Origin of the sequence: Blastococcus sp. TF02-09 (assembly GCF_003319105.1) — a bacterium.
Taxonomy (GTDB): Bacteria; Actinomycetota; Actinomycetes; order Mycobacteriales; family Geodermatophilaceae; genus Blastococcus.
In genome coordinates this window covers 108,638-124,462 of record NZ_QOHH01000011.1, presented here as the reverse complement: position 1 = coordinate 124,462, position 15,825 = coordinate 108,638, and the positions used below count along the sequence as shown (strand labels likewise).

Below are 15,825 nucleotides of genomic sequence, written 5' to 3'. Positions count from 1 at the left end.
GTCAGGGGGTGACCTCGACCAGATCCATCACGAAGACCAGGGTGGCGTTCCCAGGGATCACCGGTGGGTAACCGTCCGGCCCGTAGCCGAGGTCGCTGGGGATGGTGATCGTCCGTCGCCCGCCGACCTTCATCCCCTCGATGCCCTGCTCGAAGCCCGGGATGACCCGCCCCGCACCGAGCGGGACCGGGATCGTGTAGTCCGGCGAATTGGACCAGGAGGAGTCGAACTCCTCCCCGGACTCGTAGAACGCGCCCACGTACTTCACGTCGGCGGTGCTGCCCTCGACGGCCTCCGCCCCGTCCCCGACGACGACGTCGTCCATGACCAGCTCGTCCGGCACCGGCTCGTCCGACGCGGGGACCTCGGGCTTCTGCGTGAGGTCGGCGGAGACCTCACCGGCTGCCGCGCTCGAGCTGCCGGCGTCCGGCGAGGCGGCGTCGTCGTCGGAACCGCAGGCGGCCAGGGAGACGGACAGGGCGACGGCGATCAGCGCCCGGGAGGCGGTACGGCGGGACATCGGGGAACTCCTGGCGAGCAGCGCTCGGGTCGGGCTCGCGGACGAGCCGGCGGTCGGTCGGGGCGGTGGACCCATCGTCCCAGAGGGTCAGTCGCAGTCCTCGCAGCGGACGTCGGGGACGTGCTCCCCGGCGAGGAGGTCCGCGATCCAGTCGACAAGCCGGGTGCCCTCGACCTCGCTGCCGTAGAGGACGTCGTCCTCGGCGGTGCTGACGTGCTGCGTGCCCGGGCCGACCCACGAGCTGACCTCGACGCCGCCGGCCTCGACGAACCGCGCGTTGCGGTCGATCAGCTCGGGCAGCGGCGTGTCGGCGAACCCGATCCGGTCGGTGAAGCGGCGCTGCGTCTCGTCCTCGGCGGTGTCGATCGTGGCCAGGGTGATGCCGGGCACGTGCCGGCCGGCCTGCACGAGCAGGCCGGGCAGCGACCACGCCGTCGCCGGCTGACCGGCCGCCTCGGGCCACGCGGGAAGCGCGCCGGCGATGCCCCACAGCGCGCCGATGGCCCCGGTGATGGCCTCGTCCCCGGGGTAGGCGCCGGAGGCGTCGGCGAGGACGGTGATGTCCGCGTCGGGCAGCAGGTCGTGGGCGAGCCCGCCGTAGAGGGGCGCACCGGCGGAGCCGGCGCTGAAGCCCAGGACGACGACCTGCTCGGCGTCGGGGAACTCCCGGGCCATGCCCTCGAGCGCGGTGGTGGCGTTGACCCGGCCCTTGTGCTGGACCACGACGCCGTCGCCGTAGTCGTGCGTCGTGTCGCCCAGGTGCAGGTCGCCGGTGCAGTAGGGGACGTAGACGACGCTGTAGCCGGCCAGCGGGTTGTCGGGGTCGGCCACGTCGACGAGCCCGTCGGTGGCCGGCACCGGGGTACCGCCGCGGGAGACGAAGCCGGGCTCGTCGGCCAGGTCGCGCGCCAGGTTCTGCTTCGACGTGCTGTCCTCCGTGCCGCAGGTCTCGGCGCTGAAGCACGCGCCGCCGCCCTCGAGGACGAAGGCCACCTTGGTCGGGTCGCCCTCGTGCAGCCAGTAGTGGAACTCGCTGCCGTCGCTGCACGCGCACTCGTCGGTGCCGGCCACCTTCTCCCAGCCGACCGGCTGCGCCTCGGCGGTCACGCCCTCGTCGGCCGCAGTGGAGTCCGCGGAGCAGGCCGCGAGACCGGCCAGCGTGACGAGGGCGACGAGCGAGGGCAGCAGCGTGCGACGGATCACGGGCGGACAGTAGTGCGGGCTCCCGGCGGTGCATCCGCCAGGACGTTTCGGACGAACACCTGGGGTGGACCCGCGCCAGTGGATCCTGCAGCCCCTCGTGGATGCCGGACTGCCCTCAGAGACCATCACCGATCTGCTGCTCCGGCTGAGCGTCGAGGCGGTGGCCGGCACGGGCGACCTCGACGGCGGCGCGCACGCCGTCGTCGACGGCCGGCCGTCCGACGTGCGGGCGGCCTGGGTGGAGACGCTGAGCCGCATGATCGCCGCGGCGGAGCTCACCGCCTGACCGGTCAGCTGCCGGCGCGGCGGACGGCGGCGCAGAAGACGCGCGCGTCCTCGACCGTCCCCTCCAACGGCGCGAGCACCGACCCGTGCGCCACCTCCGCGACGCGGGCGGTGAGCCGCTGCTCGGCCCGCCGTCGTCGGCGGCGGGCCCCGGCGCGCACGAACGGTCGGGCCAGCACCGCGAGCAGCGCGCCGGCGAGCAGCCCGAGCACGAGCAGCAGGGTCGGCAGCGGGATGCCCTCGACCTCCGGCAGCGGCAGCACGTCGTCCAGCTGCAGCCAGCCCAGGACGCCGAGGCCCAGCAGCCACAGCGCTCCGACCAACGCGCACGCCAGCAGCGCCCACTGCAGCGCACCGACCGCCCGCTGCCACAGCGGCACCCGCGCCGGTCCGAGGTCGGCCCCGGTGACGGCGCGGTCCAGCCGGTCGGCCAGGTCCACCCCGGCGGAGTCGGCGGTCCGCCGCAGCTCGTCCCGCCAGGCCTGCGGCAGCCCCTCGCCGGCGGCGGTGCGCACCTGGCGCAGCGCGGCGGTCATCCCGGCCTGCTGCACCGCCCCGGCGGTGGGCAGCGACGACCGCGCCCGCTCGTCGCCCAGGTGCAGGCGTTCCAGCGGGTCGGGTCGCAGCTTGCGCACCCACCGCACGACGGGCCATCCCGTGCGCGCCGTCCCCTCGCGGACGGCGGAGCGCTCGACCGCCGCGACGACCACCGGCACACCGGCGGCAGCGGCCAGCGCCCCGGTCAGCTCGGCCTCGGCCGCCCGGGCCGGCCCGGCACCGGGATCGCCGTCCGGGCAGTACGCGGACAGCGCCTCCGCGGTGGCCCGGACGTCGGCGGTCAGCCGCTCGGTCGCCGCACGGCGGGCGCTGACGCGTCGGCCCAGCTCGCCGCGCAGCTCCATCAGTCCCGCACCGGTGCGCGCCGAGGTGGCGACGATCGGGGTGTCCCCCAGGCCCTCGGAGTCCAGCAGCCGGCGCAGGTCGGCCAGGCACGCGGCCGCGGCCTGCTCGTCGAGCCGATCGATCTGGTTGAGCACCACGACCAGCACCCCGGCGTGGCCGGCCATGGGCGCCAGGTACCGGCCGTGCACCGCGGCGTCGGCGTACTTCTGCGGGTCGAGCACCCAGACCAGCACGTCGACCAGCTCCACCAGCCGGTCCACCTCCAGCCGGTGCTCGAGCCGGACGCTGTCGTGGTCGGGCAGGTCGAGCAGCACGAGGCCGTCGAGCGCCGGCGCGGCGTCGGCCACGCGGTGCCGCCGCGGGACCTCCAGCCAGTCCAGCAGCCGGTCGGCGCCGGCCTCGCCCCAGACCGAGGCGTGCGCCACGCCGGTGGTCGGCCGGCGCACGCCCGGTGTGCTCACCTCGGCGCCCGAGAGCGCGTTGAACAGCGTGGACTTGCCGCTGCCGGTGGCCCCGGCGAGCGCGACGACGGTGGCGTCGCCGAGCGCCTCCCGCGCCCCGGCCTTGGCCAGCAGCGTGCGGGCGCGGCCCACCTCGGGGACGTCGAGCCGACCCTCGGCCACCTCGACCGCCTCGCGCAGCGCGGCCAGCCGGTCGGTCAGCGCGGGACCGGCCTCCCTGCGCCTCATCGCCGGGCCTGCCGCGCCGCGGTGAGCTCGGCGGCAGCCGCGCGCAGCCGCGCGACGGCGTCCGGCGGTGGTGCGGCCTGTGCGACCAGCTCGTCGAAGCGGGCGCGCTCGTCGGTGAGCAGCCGGTCCGCCCGCCGCTCCAGGTCCGCCCGGGCCCGGGCGGCCAGCGACCGCACCGCGGAGTCGCCGAAGACCGCCTCCAGCACCCGCTGGCCCACCGCCGTCGTCCCGCCGGCGACGGCCACCTCCCCGCCGGTCAGTCCCCCGGTGGAGGCGAAGACGGCGACCATGACCACGGCGCCGACCCCGTTGACGCCCCACGAGTAGGCCCGCGCGCGGGTGCGCTTGTCGGCCCCCTCGGTGCGCACGAGGTCCAGCACGGCGCCCTGCCAGTCGCGCACCTGCGCCGCGGCCGCCGCCGCGTAGTCCGGCGAGGCGGTGTCCAGGTCGGGCGGACCGGCGGCCAGCAGGCCCGGTCCGCCCGGCGTCCCCCGCCAGGCCGTCACGGTCCGCTCGGCGGCCTCCTCCGCGGCGTCCCGCAGGAGCACCTCCACCCCCGATTCGAGGGCCTGCTGCAACCCCGTCCCGGCCGCGGGCCGGCCGGTGAGCGACGCGGTGATCCGGTCGCGCAGCCGGCCCACCTGCCCCTGCAGGGCGCGCATCCACTCCCCGGTACCGACGAACTCCTGCCAGCGCGCCAGCACCTCGCCGCGCAGCAGAGCCCCGCTGGCGACGCCCTCGGACACCGACGTGCAGGCGCGGGCGTAGGCGGCCTCCGCGGCCTGGCGCAGCGCCTCGGCCGCGGCCTCCTGCCGGACGACGCCCTCGGCCACCAGGTCCACCCGCCCACCCAGGCTCTCCAGCGCTCCGGCCAGGGTCTGGCGGACGACGGCGGCGCGCTGCTCCTGGTCGGCGGCCAGCCCGTGCAGCCAGGAGCGCAGCGGCGCCACCTGGTCCTCGGGCAGGAGTCCACCGGAGAGCGGGCGCTCCTCGATGACGAACAGCCGTGCCGCGTCCAGCCCGGCGGTGCGCAGCATCCCGCCGAGGTCGGCCGCGATCTCGCCGGCCGCCTCCGGCGGCACCCGGTCGAGCACCACGGCCAGCGCGGTGCCCCGCTCCTGGGCGGTGCGCAGCACCTCCCACGGGACGGCGTCGGCGTAGCGGGCCGCGGTGGTCACGAACACCCAGAGGTCGGCGGCGGCCAGCAGCTGCCCGGCCAGCTCCCGGTTGGTCTCCACCACCGAGTCGACGTCCGGGGCGTCCAGCACCGCGAGCCCGGCCGGCAGCGCGTCGCTGACCACCAGCCGCAGCCCCCCGGTGACCTCCCCCTCGCCGGTGCTGCGGGCCAGGCCCGGCAGCACGCGGTCACCGGCGAACGCGGCGCGGTCGGCCGGCGCGCAGACCAGCACGGGGGCACGGGTGGTCGGCCGCAGCACACCGGCGGTGGTGACCGGCGTGCCGAGCAGGCTGTTGACCAGGGTGGACTTGCCGGCGCCCGTCGAGCCCCCGACCACGGCCAGGAGCGGGGCGTCGAGGTCGCGCAGCCGGGGCAGCAGGTAGTCGTCGACCTGGTCGACGACGGCGCGCGCCGAGCGGCTCGCCTCGTCGCGGCCGGGCACGTCCAGGTGCAGGGGGACCTCGGCCAGGAGGTCGCGGAGCGCCTGCAGGGCGTCGGGGAGTCGCGGCGCAGCGGTGCTCATGACCGGCATACCTGCCCCCGACGGAGCCGGCTCACCCGTGGCGCGCGCCGGAGTTCCCCGGTCAGCGGGCTGTCCAGCGCGGCGGCCGCTTCTCCGCGAACGCCCGGATGCCCTCGGCCGCGTCGGCGGAGGCGAGCAGCCGGCCCATCTCCTCGCCGGAGCGGTCCCAGAGAGCGGTCTCGGCGGGCCGCTCGCCGTCGACGATCCCGAGCGCGAGCCGCTTGCTGGCCTGCACGGCCAGCGGTGCGTTGGCGGCGACGACCCCGGCCAGCCGCAGCGCCGTCGGCACCACGTCGGCGGCGGGGACGACCTCGTTGACCAGGCCCCAGCGCAGCGCCTCCGCCGCGCTCATCGGCTGCCCGGTGAGCACCAGCCGCATCGCGACCTTGCGGGGCAGCTGCTCGGGCAGCCGGAACACCCCGCCTGCAGCGGCGAGCAGCCCGCGCGTCACCTCCGGGACGCCGAAGGTGGCGTGCTCCGCGGCGACCACGAGGTCCGCGGCGAGCGCCAGCTCGGTGCCGCCGCCCAGCGCCGCGCCGTTCACCGCCGCGATCACCGGCGTGCTCGTCGGGTGCCGCACGACACCGGCGAAGCCGTAGTGCTCCCGGCCCGGCACGATCGCGCGCTCGCCGCGGGCCAGGGCCTTGAGGTCGGCCCCGGCGGAGAAGGCCCGGTCGCCAGCGCCGGTGAGCACGAGGCAGCGGATCTCCGGCTCGGCCTCGGCGGCGTCGAAGGCGTCGGCCAGCCGGGTGGCGACGTCCAGGTCGAGAGCGTTGCGCGCCTGCGGCCGGTTGATCGTGACCAGCAGGACGTGACCGGTGCGCTCGGTCAGGACCGTGGGCTGCTCGGGGGCGGTCACGGCGCTCAGACGCCCAGCGAGCGGCCGACGATCTCCTTCATGATCTCGGTCGTCCCGCCGTAGATGGTCTGGATGCGCGAGTCGACGAACGCCTTGGCGACCGGGTACTCGAGCATGTAGCCGTAGCCGCCGTGCAGCTGCACGCACCGGTCGACGACGCGCTTCTGCAGCTCCGTCGTCCACCACTTGGCCATGGCGGCGTCCTCGGCGGTGAACCGGCCGGCGTTGTGCTCGAGGATCGCCTTCTCCAGGTAGGTCTCGGCGATCGAGACCTCGGTGTGCATCTCGGCGAGCTCGAACCGGGTGTTCTGGAACGTCCCGATCGGCTTGCCGAACGCCGTGCGCCCCTTGCAGTACTCCACGGTGAGGTCGAGGACGTTCCGGGCCGAGGCGACGGCGCCGGCCGCGATCGACAGCCGCTCCTGGGGCAGGTTCTCCATGAGGTGGAAGAACCCGTGGCCCTCGGTGCCGAGCAGATTGGCCGCCGGCACGCGCACGTCCGAGAAGAACAGCTCGGCGGTGTCCTGCGCCTTGAGGCCGACCTTGTCGAGGTTCCGGCCCCGCTCGAAGCCCGGCATCCCCCGCTCGACCACGAGCAGCGAGAAACCGCGGGCGCCGGCCTCGGGGTCGGTGCGGGCCACGACGATCACCAGGTCGGCGTTGATGCCGTTGGTGATGAACGTCTTGGAGCCGTTGAGCACCCACTCGTCGCCGTCCCGGCGGGCCGTGGTGGTGAGGCCCTGGAGGTCCGAGCCGGCACCGGGCTCGGTCATGGCGATCGCGGTGATGATCGCGCCGCTGACGACGCCGGGCAGCCAGCGCTGCTTCTGCTCGTCGGTGGTGAGCCCGGTGAGGTACGGCGCGACGACGTCGTTCTGCAGCGTGAAGCCCAGGCCGCTCGCGCCGACGCGGCCGATCTCGGCGGTGAGGATCGCGTTGTAGCGGAAGTCCGTCACCCCGGCCCCGCCGTACTGCTCCGGCACGTCCATGCCGAGCAGCCCCTGCGCGCCGGCCTTGAGCCAGACCGACCGGTCGACGACCCCGGCCTCCTCCCAGGCCGCGTGGTGCGGGACGACCTCCTTGGCCAGGAAGTCGCGCAGCATGGCGCGGAACGCTTCGTGCTCGGCTTCGTAGAGCGCGGACTGCACGGCCACCCCCGGGGTCGGGACATCGCCTCCGGGCCGGAGGCTCCCGGACGATATCCGGCGGCTAGATTCCCCACCCATGCCCGCCCCTTCCCCGGTACGGCCCTTCGGCGCGCTCCTGACGGCGATGGTCACGCCGATGACCGACGACGGCGCCCTCGACCTGGAGGCCGCCGAACGCCTCGCCGTCGAACTGGTGGACGCCGGCCATGACGGCCTCGTCCTCAACGGCACCACCGGCGAGGCGCCGACGACGTCGGACCGCGAGAAGGCCGACCTCGTCCGCGTCGTCGTCCGGGCGCTGGGCGGTCGCGCGCTGGTCCTCGCGGGCGCCGGCTCGAACGACACGCGGCACGCGGTCGCGATGGCGCGGCACGCGGCCGAGGCCGGCGCCGACGGGCTGCTGGCGGTGACGCCCTACTACTCCCGCCCCTCGCAGGACGGCGTGGTCGCGCACCTGTCCGCCGTCGCGGACGCCGGCGACCTGCCCGTGATGCTCTACGACGTCCCCGCCCGCACGGGGCTGCGGCTCAGCGCCGACTCGCTGCGCCGGCTGGCCGAGCACCCGCGCATCACCGCGATCAAGGACGCCACGCAGGACCCGGCCGCCGCGTTCCGGCTGATCCACGAGACGGGGATGGCCTGGTACTGCGGCGACGACGACCTCCTGCTGCCCTACCTGTCGGTCGGCGCCGTCGGCCTGGTCAGCATGGCCGGGCACCTGGTCGGCGAAGAGCTCGCGCGGGTCATCGCGCTGGCCGAGGCCGGTGAGCCGGAGCAGGCGCGGGAGGTGTTCCGCTCGGTGCTGCCGGTGATCGACCTGATCTCCGGCTCCGGCAACGGCGCGCTGCGGTCGAAGCTGGCGCTGACGCTCACCGGCCGCATCCCCGGCCCGGCGATGCGGCTGCCGCAGCTGCCCGCGGGCGAGGACGAGACCGCGGCCGTCGGTGCGGCGCTCGCGGCGGCGCTGGGCACCCCTTAGCGCTGGGCACCTCCTAGCGGGAACCACCCCGCCGCGTGCGACGCGAGGGACGCGAGTGACGGCTGCGCCGAACACGCACCCGGCGGTGCTGGTCCGGGGACGCCGCGGCTCGGACCCTGGCTCCATGACCAGCGTCTACGCGTACGGCACAGCACACGCGGTCGTGATGGTCGGCTCCTTCGGCGTGGGCGGACTCCAGCCGCGCCAGATCGGCCCGGCCCACGCCACCATCGGCCGGGTCAGCGGACAGAGCCGGAAGGCGCTGTGCGGCGCCTACGTCTCCCTCGACGAGCAGCAGCCGTGGCCGCCGGCGGGCTACGACGACCAGCAGCTCTGCGCCTCCTGCGCCGAGCTCGCCGCCCTCTGACCCTCATCGGCCGGGAAGCACCGGTCGCCCGCTGAAGCCCAGTGTGACGGCCAGCAGCGCCAGGGGCAGCGCCACCGAACCGGCCAGGAGGACGACGAGGACGGCGGCCGTCGGCCCACCCGCCCCCTGCAGGTGCCCCAGGTGGAAGATCAGGTGCGGAACCGAGAACGCCAGGTAGGCCAGCAGCGCCACCGCGATCAGCCGCCGCTCCGTCCAGACGGCCGCGGCGATCAGGACGACGGCCAGCCCGAGCGTGGCACCGCCGAGATCCCGGAAGGCGTGCTCGCTGAACGGCGGGGTGAGGTCGACGGTCGGCACGTCGTCGTAGAAGCTCGCCGGGGAAAGCAGCGTCCAGCCCCCGAGGACGAGCTGCACGGCGGCGAGCAGCGCCAGGCCCGACCGCAGCGCGGTCACCGGCGCGACCCGACGGAGCCGGCCAGGTGGTCGGCGAAGGACAGCCGGCCGTACGCCGGCCCCGGAACCATCGCCGAGCCCGCCCGGTAGCCGGCGAACACCTTCCCCGGTAGGGACAGCGGCACGACGGGGCGCCGGGAGCCGGTGGCCCTCGTCCACAGCCGGGCGAGGTCGGCGACGTCCCGCTGCTCCGGGCCGCCAATGTCCGGGACCCGGCCGGCCGCGGGACCGCCGGCCAGCGCGACCAGCCTGTCGGCGACCTCCTCGACGGAGATCGGCTGGAGCCGGAACGCCGGCGCGGCGACGACGGGCAGAGCCCGCTGAGTGGTGAACAGCGCCTCGACGAAGGAGTGGAACTGGGTGGCCCGCAGGATGCTGAACGGCAGCCCCGACTCCCGGACCAGGCGCTCGATGACGACCTTGTCGCGGTAGTAGCCCAGCGGGATGTCGTCGATCCCGACGATGGAGATGAGCACGAGGTGCCGCACCCCGGCGTCGGTGGCCGCCTCGAGCAGCGCGCGGGCCGCCTCGACGTCGCCCTTTCCTCGGCGGCCGGTGGCCAGGTGCAGCACCGTGTCGACGTCGGTCAGCGCATCCCCGAGACCGCGACCGGTCAGCAGGTCGCCGGTGGTCAGGCCGGGGCCGCTGCCCCGGCTGAGGGCGCGGACGTCGTGCCCCGCAGCACGCAGGCGGATGACGGTGGGCTTGCCGAGCGTCCCGGTGGAACCGGTGACCAGGGTGGTCGTCATGGGTGGTTCTCCCTTCCTCACCCGCTCAGACCAGGCAGGCCTCCGATCCGTGACAGCTGGCGCTGGGCGTAGGCGAGCTTCTCGGGGTTGACCACCAGGTCGAGCGCGGTCAGCCGCGCGGACTCGACCTGCACGACGAGGACCCCGTGGAGGTTCGACCTGTCGGTGAAGGCGACCGCCGGGACGCCGTTGACCTCGACGAACGCAGGCACCAGCCCCTCCGAGAAGCGAGCGACGACCCCGGCGACGTAGCGAGCCACGTTTACGCGGCCTTCCACCGGGCGGCGCGCGGCGTTGATGACGCCGCCGCCGTCGGCGCGCGCCACCACGTCCGCAGTCAGCAGGGCCTCCAGCCCGGCCAGGTCCCCGTCGCGGGCGGCGGTCAGGAAGCGGGCGACCAGCTCCCGCCAGTGGGTCGGGTCGACCTCCCGCGACCGTTCGCCCGCGACGCGCCCCCGGGCCCGCGAGTGCAGCTGCCGGGCGTTGGCCTCGGAGGTGCCGATCAGCGCCGCGACCTCGCCGGCGCTGTAGGCGAAGGCCTCGCGCAGCACGTAGGCGGCCCGCTCGGGCGGCGACAACCGCTCGAGCAGCGCCAGCAGCGCGAACCCCACGCTCTCCCGCTGCAGCACGTCCTCCGACGGGTCGAGGTCCGTGGGCACGCCGCGGGTGGTGAGCACGGGCTCGGGCAGCCACGGGCCGACGTACACCTCGCGCCGGGCACGGGCCGAGGTCAGCGCGGTCAGGCACAGGTTGGTGACCGTGCGGGCGAGGAACGCCGCCGGGGCAGCCACCTGCGCCCGATCGACCCCCTGCCAGCGCAACCACGCGTCCTGGAGCACGTCCTCGGCGTCCGTCGCCGACCCCAGCATCCGGTAGGCGATGCCGAACAGACGCGCGCGCTGCTCCTCGAACTCGTCGGTCGCCGTCCCCGTCACCCGCACATCGTGGCAGCCGGATCCGGCGGCACCGCGTGCGTCGGCGATCGCCGCTCAGCCGCCGGCGACGGACGGCAGCACCTGGACGACGGCGCCGTCGCGCACCGCCGTCGTCAGCCCGCCCTGCCAGCGCACGTCCTCGCCGTCCACGTAGACGTTCACGAAGCGGCGCACCCGTCCCGTCTCGTCCCGGATCCGGCGGCCCAGGGTGGGGTGCTGCGCGGCCACCGCGTCGAGCAGATCGGCCAGCGTCGCGCCCCCGGGCTCGACGTCGAGGTGCTTGGCGCCGCCGGCCAGGTCGGCGAGCACGCCCGGGAGGACCACCTGCACGCTCACGGCGCCACCCTCACGGGAGCCGAGCGGCGCGGACCGCCAGGACGTCGGGTAGGTGGTCGGCGACCAGCGTGAAGGTGTCGCCCTCGTCCGCGCTGGCGTAGACGCAGCCGTCGCGGGTGCCCACGTAGACGCCGGTCGGTCGGCCGTCGTCCACGCAGAAGGCGTCCCGCAGCACCGACGTCCAGGCGGCGTCGGGCAGCCCCTTCCCCACCTCGGTCCAGGTCTCGCCGGCGTCCCGGGTGCGGTGCACGCGCAGCCGGCCGTCCGGGGGCACGCGCTGCATGTCGGCCACCAGCGGCACCACCCACGCCGTCCCCGGGACCGACGGCGAGGCGGCGATCGGGAACCCGAAGTCGGCGGGCAGGCCCTCGGCGATCGACGTCCAGGACCCGCCGCCGTCGTCGGTGCGGAACACCCCGAAGTGGTTCTGGGCGTACATCCGGGCGGGGTCCCCCGCGTCGACGGCCACCTTGTGCACGCACTGGCCGTACTCCGGCGGCTCGGGCAGGAAGCTGGCGCTGATGCCGCGGTTGCGCGGTTCCCAGCCGGTGGCGCCGTCCGGGCTGACGTAGACGCCGCCGGCGCTCATCGCGACCGTGACCCGGTCGGTCGCCGGGTCCGGGAGGATGGTGTGGACGGCGCCGCCGCCCCCGCCGGGCTCCCATGTGGGCCGGTGCGGGTGGTCCCACAGCCCGCGGACCAGCGAGAAGCTGCACCCGCCGTCGGTGCTGCGCCACAGCGAGTGCGGCTCGCAGCCCGCCCACACGACGTCGGGCCGCTCCGCGGTGTCGGGGCGCAGCTGCCACACGCGGGCCAGCGCGGCCCCGGTGTCCTCGGGGAAGTGGACCGCGCCGGAGTCGTTCTCCTCCCAGGTGCCGCCGAGGTCGTCGGACCACACGACCGACGGGCCCCAGTGGCCGTACTGGATGCCCGCCAGCACGCGCGGCCGCCGGCGGCGGGTGTCGATGCTGACCGCCGCGACCTCCTGGGCCAGCAGGTGCGGTCCCCCCACGGTCCAGGTGTGCCGGTCGTCCTCGCTGCGGGCCAGGAACAGCCCCTTGCGCGTGCCGATCGCGAGCAGATCGGTCATTGGTCCCTCCCGGGTCGACGGTCCTGCAGGTAGGACCGTCGACCGGGGCAGAAGTCACCGGCGGGTGGCGCCGCCCGTCCCGGGGTCGGTGGGCAGGGCCTCGGTGCGGCCGGGCGCGGCGTCGCCGCCCGTGGCGTGCCGGCCGGTCGGACCGCCCTCGCCGGCGCTCGCGCCGTCGCCGTGCACCAGGTCGGGAGCGGCCTTCCGGGCCCGCGCGCGGAGCTGCTCGGCGGCGGTGCGGTCCTCGTCGGCGCGGGCGGCCCGCTCCCGGGCCTCCTTCTCGGCGACCGCGGCGCGCTCCTGCGCCTCGGCCAGCTCGCGGCGGGCCGTGGCGGCCTGCTCCTCGGCCAGCGCCTGCTCCTTCTCGGCGCGGGCGCCGCGGATCTGCGCCTCGTGCAGGTGCTCGCGCGCCTGCTCGCGCTGGCGGGCACGGGCGATCCTCGAGCGCTTGGCCAGGGCCAGGGCCAGCATCGCGATCACGACCACGGCCAGGATGACGAGGACGACGATGAGCCAGGTGTCCATGGTGCCTCCCTCGGTAGACCGGGAGGATGCCCCCAGGTCAGGAGCAGGAAACGCCTGCCGGGGGCCCGGTGATCACCGGGTCACTTCAGCGCGCTGCCGGCCTGCCACTCGTCCCACGGGACCGTCCAGTCGGCGATGTCCGACCTCAGCGTCCCGGCTCCGGAGCCCTTGATCTCGACGACGTCGCCCGGCACCGAGAACTCGAAGAACCACTTCGCCCGCTCGGTCGAGAGGTTGATGCAGCCGTGCGAGACGTTGGTGTTGCCCTGCTGCGCCACCGACCAGGGGGCGGCGTGCACGAACTCGCCGCTGTCGGAGATGCGTACCGCGTACTCCACCGGCGTGCGGTAGCCGCCCGGGGCGTCGACCGGCACCCCGTAGGTGCTGGAGTCCATGATCCGGTCGCGGTTCATCTCGGTGACGACGTGCGCGCCGTTGTAGCTCGGGTTGTCGGGGCTGCCCGCGCTCATCGGGAAGGTCTGCACCAGGCGGTCGCCGTCGTAGACCTCCATCGTGTGGGTCGACGCGTCGGCGACGGAGACGTGCCGGTCGCCGATGGAGAACTCGACGGTGCGGTTCTTCTCGCCCCAGACGCCGTCGCCGAAGTCCACGCCGTAGAGGTTCGCGTCCAGCCGGACGTCGATGTTCGCCGGCCAGTACTGCGACGGCCGGAAGTGCACCTCGCTGTCGTCCACCCACGACCACACGCCGTCGGTCGGGGTGGAGCTGGTGACCACGAGGTTGCGCTCGACGGCGGCCTTGTCGGCGACCGGGTCGTCGAAGTAGACGCGGATCGGCATTCCGACGCCCACGGTCTGGCCGCCCAGCGGGCCGACCGAGGGCGTGGACACCGCGGCCGGGGTCACGGTGGAGAACGTCGAGGTCGTCTCGCTCTCCTCGTCGGCGGTGTTGGTCGCCGTCGCGGTGAGCGTGTAGGTGGTGCCGTAGGCCAGGGGCTCCTGCGGCGTCCAGACGTCGGGGCCGGAGTCGTCGGCGGCCTCGGTGAGCGCACCCGCGACCTCGGCGCCGACACCGTCGACCACGCTGACCTCGGTGAGCTCGCCCTCGGTCACGGAGAGCTCCACCGGGGCGATCGGCGAGACGTCGCCGGTCCCGTCGGCGGGCACCACGGTGACCTCGGCGGGAGCGGCTGCCGCGGTCGTGCCGCCGGACTCCTCGCCGTCGCTCCCGGTGCACCCGGCCAGGAAGACCAGGCTCCCCATCGCCAGCACGGCCGCTGCTCGGCGCATGTCGCGACTCCTCTCCCCCACCGGCACCGCTCGACGGGCGCCGGGACACCAGTGTCCACGCCCGGGGGCCACCTGCGCCGCGACGTGCGGCAACGCACGTCGGGAAAGGACTGCGACGAGGTGTGGCGAGGGACTCCCTGCCACCCCGCACCGGGCGGCACGAGCGCTGGTATCGTTCTCCCTCGTTGCCCGGCCCGCCGGGCGGCACGCGCCATTAGCTCAATTGGCAGAGCAGCTGACTCTTAATCAGCGGGTTCGGGGTTCGAGTCCCTGATGGCGCACCACGCAGATCGGCCCGGTCCTCCTGGACCGGGCCGTCGTCGTTCCGGGGCCACCCAGACCACTACGTCGCCTCGCTGCCCAGGTGCGCCCGACAACACGTCAATCCACGCCACGACCGGCCCCCTACTCGGCTTGAGCACCCAGCGCCCAACAGGATGGCTGGCTGTCCGGTGACGAAGGGCTGCAAGCCTCCACGATGCGGCAAGCCCGGCGCTTGGTCGATCACCGTCGACTGCGGTTGCGCTCCTCTCCGGGCGCAGAGTCGCCATCGGTAACGGCTGCGCCTGCGCAGGCGATGTCGACCGGTGCGCCATGCAGCCCTGGCCCTGTTGCCACTGCCGATCAGGGGGGTGTCATCACGTCTCGGTCTTGTTCCAACTGCTGGGGAGGTGCGCGAGTCGACGTCGCCGTCTCAGGGGCATGCCAAACTGGCCCTGCGATGATCACTACAGCTCTGGAACGCGAGATGTACACCGAAGCCGACGCTGCGCGTCTGCTTCAGGTCTCGCCATCCACGCTGCACTACTGGCTGGAAGGTGGACAGCGCCGCGGGCGCACCTACCAGCCGATCATTCGCCCAGAACCCAAGGGCGGCCACGCCGACGTGACATGGGCTGAATTCGTCGAGGCCAACCTGCTCAAGGGCTACCGCCGTGACGCCAACGTGCCCATGCGCGAGCTTCGGACGTTCATCGAGAAGCTGCGCGACAGCCTGGGCGTGCCCTACCCACTGGCGCATCAGAAGCCATACGTCACCAGCGGCCGGCGTCTCGTCATGGAAGCTCAGCGCCAAGCCGATCTCGCTGGCGACTGGTGGCTGGTCGGCGAAGCCAGCGGTCAGCTCGCTCTCCTGCCTGCCGCTGATGCGTTCTACAGACAAGTCGTCTGGGACAACGACCTGGCCGCTGGCTGGCGCATCGCCGGGGCGGACTCCCCCGTCCTCGTCGACCCTGACGTCCGCTTCGGGCGCCCCCAGGTCGGAGGCGTGAGCACCGAAGTGATCTGGGAGCACAACCGCGCTGGCGAGAGCGACGAGGAGATCGCCGAGGCCTTCGATCTCAGCACCGCCCAGGTGTGGGGTGCCCTGGCCTACGAGCTGGACAGCCGGGTCAAGCGAGCGGCGTAGGCGGTGCCGCCGCGCCCAGCCGACGTCCGGTTCTACTTCGACGAAGACGTACTCGGCTTGGCCAAAGTGGTCGGCGCCCTTCGCCCGGAGGTGACCTATCCCGGCGACCTCGGCGCCGTGATGTTCCGTCGCGAGCGCCCGCCCTGCCCCATCGCGGCAGGAGCCAAGGACCCCCAGTGGATCCCGATCGTCGCCCAACAGGGCTGGGTGATCGTCACCCGCGACTCGAACATCCAGCGGCGGCGCGCTGAGGTGGTGGCCGTTCGCGACAACGGCGCCCGCATGGTCGCCATTGCCGGCCCCGATGCTCGGGGGACGTGGGAGCAACTCGAAGTGCTGATGGTCAACTGGCGCCGCATCGTGGTCTGGGCTGACGAGCCGGGACCGTTCATCTACAGCGTCACGCGTACGGGTACGCCGCGACAGATCGACCTGGGGTAGGCCGAGGCGTGTGCGGGGCGCCTC

Annotated in this window: 18 protein-coding genes and 1 tRNA gene; 6 read left to right on the top strand and 13 right to left on the bottom strand. The window is 74.5% G+C overall.

The genetic code is table 11. The annotated features are described in order from the left end of the window. Window position 1: 1 nt before the first annotated feature. Both DQ239_RS16500 and DQ239_RS16495 read right to left on the bottom strand, forming a co-directional pair. Window positions 2–520, bottom strand: coding sequence for an FKBP-type peptidyl-prolyl cis-trans isomerase (locus DQ239_RS16500; RefSeq protein ID WP_113835501.1), 519 nt, complete (start codon window positions 518–520; stop codon window positions 2–4). An 87-nt stretch (window positions 521–607) separates the two neighbouring features. Then, the gene (locus tag DQ239_RS16495) at window positions 608–1,723 is read right to left on the bottom strand and encodes a pectin acetylesterase-family hydrolase (RefSeq protein ID WP_158544864.1); all 1,116 of its coding nucleotides are present in this window, start codon (window positions 1,721–1,723) and stop codon (window positions 608–610) included. Window positions 1,724–1,787: 64 nt separating this feature from the next. Between DQ239_RS16495 and DQ239_RS20435 the strand changes: the two genes are divergently transcribed. After that, window positions 1,788–2,009, top strand: a complete 222-nt coding sequence (locus DQ239_RS20435) for a hypothetical protein (protein WP_158544863.1) — start codon at window positions 1,788–1,790, stop codon at window positions 2,007–2,009. A gap of 4 nt (window positions 2,010–2,013) precedes the next feature. On the opposite strand, the gene DQ239_RS16490 is transcribed toward DQ239_RS20435, so the two are convergent. From DQ239_RS16490 to DQ239_RS16475, 4 genes are all read right to left on the bottom strand, one after another. Further along, window positions 2,014–3,600, bottom strand: a complete 1,587-nt coding sequence (locus DQ239_RS16490) for a GTPase (RefSeq protein ID WP_113835499.1) — start codon at window positions 3,598–3,600, stop codon at window positions 2,014–2,016. Further along, complete coding sequence (locus DQ239_RS16485; RefSeq protein ID WP_113835498.1) at window positions 3,597–5,300, bottom strand: ABC transporter; 1,704 nt, start codon at window positions 5,298–5,300, stop codon at window positions 3,597–3,599. Before DQ239_RS16485 ends, DQ239_RS16490 begins: the two co-directional genes overlap by 4 nt. A gap of 61 nt (window positions 5,301–5,361) precedes the next feature. Then, on the bottom strand, window positions 5,362–6,159 hold the full coding sequence (locus DQ239_RS16480) for a crotonase/enoyl-CoA hydratase family protein (protein WP_113835497.1): 798 nt from the start codon (window positions 6,157–6,159) through the stop codon (window positions 5,362–5,364). Window positions 6,160–6,164: 5 nt separating this feature from the next. Beyond that, a complete protein-coding gene (locus DQ239_RS16475; RefSeq protein ID WP_113835544.1) occupies window positions 6,165–7,307 on the bottom strand; it encodes an acyl-CoA dehydrogenase family protein in 1,143 nt (380 codons plus the stop codon). A 76-nt stretch (window positions 7,308–7,383) separates the two neighbouring features. Here DQ239_RS16475 and dapA point away from each other — a divergent pair, with 76 nt between their 5' ends. Together dapA and DQ239_RS16465 are read left to right on the top strand one after the other, a co-directional pair. Next, window positions 7,384–8,286 (top strand): 4-hydroxy-tetrahydrodipicolinate synthase, encoded by a 903-nt coding sequence (gene dapA / locus DQ239_RS16470; protein WP_113835496.1) that lies wholly within the window; start codon window positions 7,384–7,386, stop codon window positions 8,284–8,286. Between the two features lie 124 nt (window positions 8,287–8,410). Beyond that, window positions 8,411–8,653: a hypothetical protein gene (locus DQ239_RS16465; RefSeq protein ID WP_113835543.1), complete on the top strand. Its 243-nt coding sequence runs from the start codon at window positions 8,411–8,413 to the stop codon at window positions 8,651–8,653. 3 nt (window positions 8,654–8,656) lie between these two features. Here the strand turns inward: DQ239_RS16465 and DQ239_RS16460 are convergent, their stop codons facing one another. The 7 genes from DQ239_RS16460 to DQ239_RS16430 all read right to left on the bottom strand — a co-directional run bounded on the left by DQ239_RS16460 (window position 8,657) and on the right by DQ239_RS16430 (window position 13,952). Beyond that, window positions 8,657–9,067: a hypothetical protein gene (locus DQ239_RS16460; RefSeq protein ID WP_113835495.1), complete on the bottom strand. Its 411-nt coding sequence runs from the start codon at window positions 9,065–9,067 to the stop codon at window positions 8,657–8,659. Further along, window positions 9,064–9,816: an SDR family oxidoreductase gene (locus tag DQ239_RS16455; protein ID WP_113835494.1), complete on the bottom strand. Its 753-nt coding sequence runs from the start codon at window positions 9,814–9,816 to the stop codon at window positions 9,064–9,066. Before DQ239_RS16455 ends, DQ239_RS16460 begins: the two co-directional genes overlap by 4 nt. 17 nt (window positions 9,817–9,833) lie before the next feature. Next, a complete protein-coding gene (locus DQ239_RS16450) occupies window positions 9,834–10,751 on the bottom strand; it encodes an RNA polymerase sigma-70 factor (protein ID WP_113835493.1) in 918 nt (305 codons plus the stop codon). 54 nt (window positions 10,752–10,805) lie between these two features. Continuing rightward, window positions 10,806–11,087, bottom strand: a complete 282-nt coding sequence (locus DQ239_RS16445) for a ubiquitin-like small modifier protein 1 (protein ID WP_113835492.1) — start codon at window positions 11,085–11,087, stop codon at window positions 10,806–10,808. A gap of 10 nt (window positions 11,088–11,097) precedes the next feature. Continuing rightward, window positions 11,098–12,177, bottom strand: coding sequence for a sialidase family protein (locus tag DQ239_RS16440; protein ID WP_113835491.1), 1,080 nt, complete (start codon window positions 12,175–12,177; stop codon window positions 11,098–11,100). A gap of 54 nt (window positions 12,178–12,231) precedes the next feature. Continuing rightward, on the bottom strand, window positions 12,232–12,702 hold the full coding sequence (locus DQ239_RS16435; RefSeq protein ID WP_199583075.1) for a hypothetical protein: 471 nt from the start codon (window positions 12,700–12,702) through the stop codon (window positions 12,232–12,234). Between the two features lie 80 nt (window positions 12,703–12,782). Beyond that, window positions 12,783–13,952 (bottom strand): Ig-like domain-containing protein, encoded by a 1,170-nt coding sequence (locus DQ239_RS16430; RefSeq protein ID WP_113835490.1) that lies wholly within the window; start codon window positions 13,950–13,952, stop codon window positions 12,783–12,785. Between the two features lie 208 nt (window positions 13,953–14,160). On the opposite strand from DQ239_RS16430, the gene DQ239_RS16425 reads away from it, so the two are divergent. From DQ239_RS16425 to DQ239_RS16415, 3 genes are all read left to right on the top strand, one after another. Next, window positions 14,161–14,236 (top strand) — tRNA-Lys (locus DQ239_RS16425). A gap of 437 nt (window positions 14,237–14,673) precedes the next feature. Further along, window positions 14,674–15,360: a DUF433 domain-containing protein gene (locus DQ239_RS16420; protein ID WP_158544862.1), complete on the top strand. Its 687-nt coding sequence runs from the start codon at window positions 14,674–14,676 to the stop codon at window positions 15,358–15,360. A 3-nt stretch (window positions 15,361–15,363) separates the two neighbouring features. After that, complete coding sequence (locus DQ239_RS16415; RefSeq protein ID WP_113835488.1) at window positions 15,364–15,801, top strand: hypothetical protein; 438 nt, start codon at window positions 15,364–15,366, stop codon at window positions 15,799–15,801. Window positions 15,802–15,825: the final 24 nt, after the last annotated feature.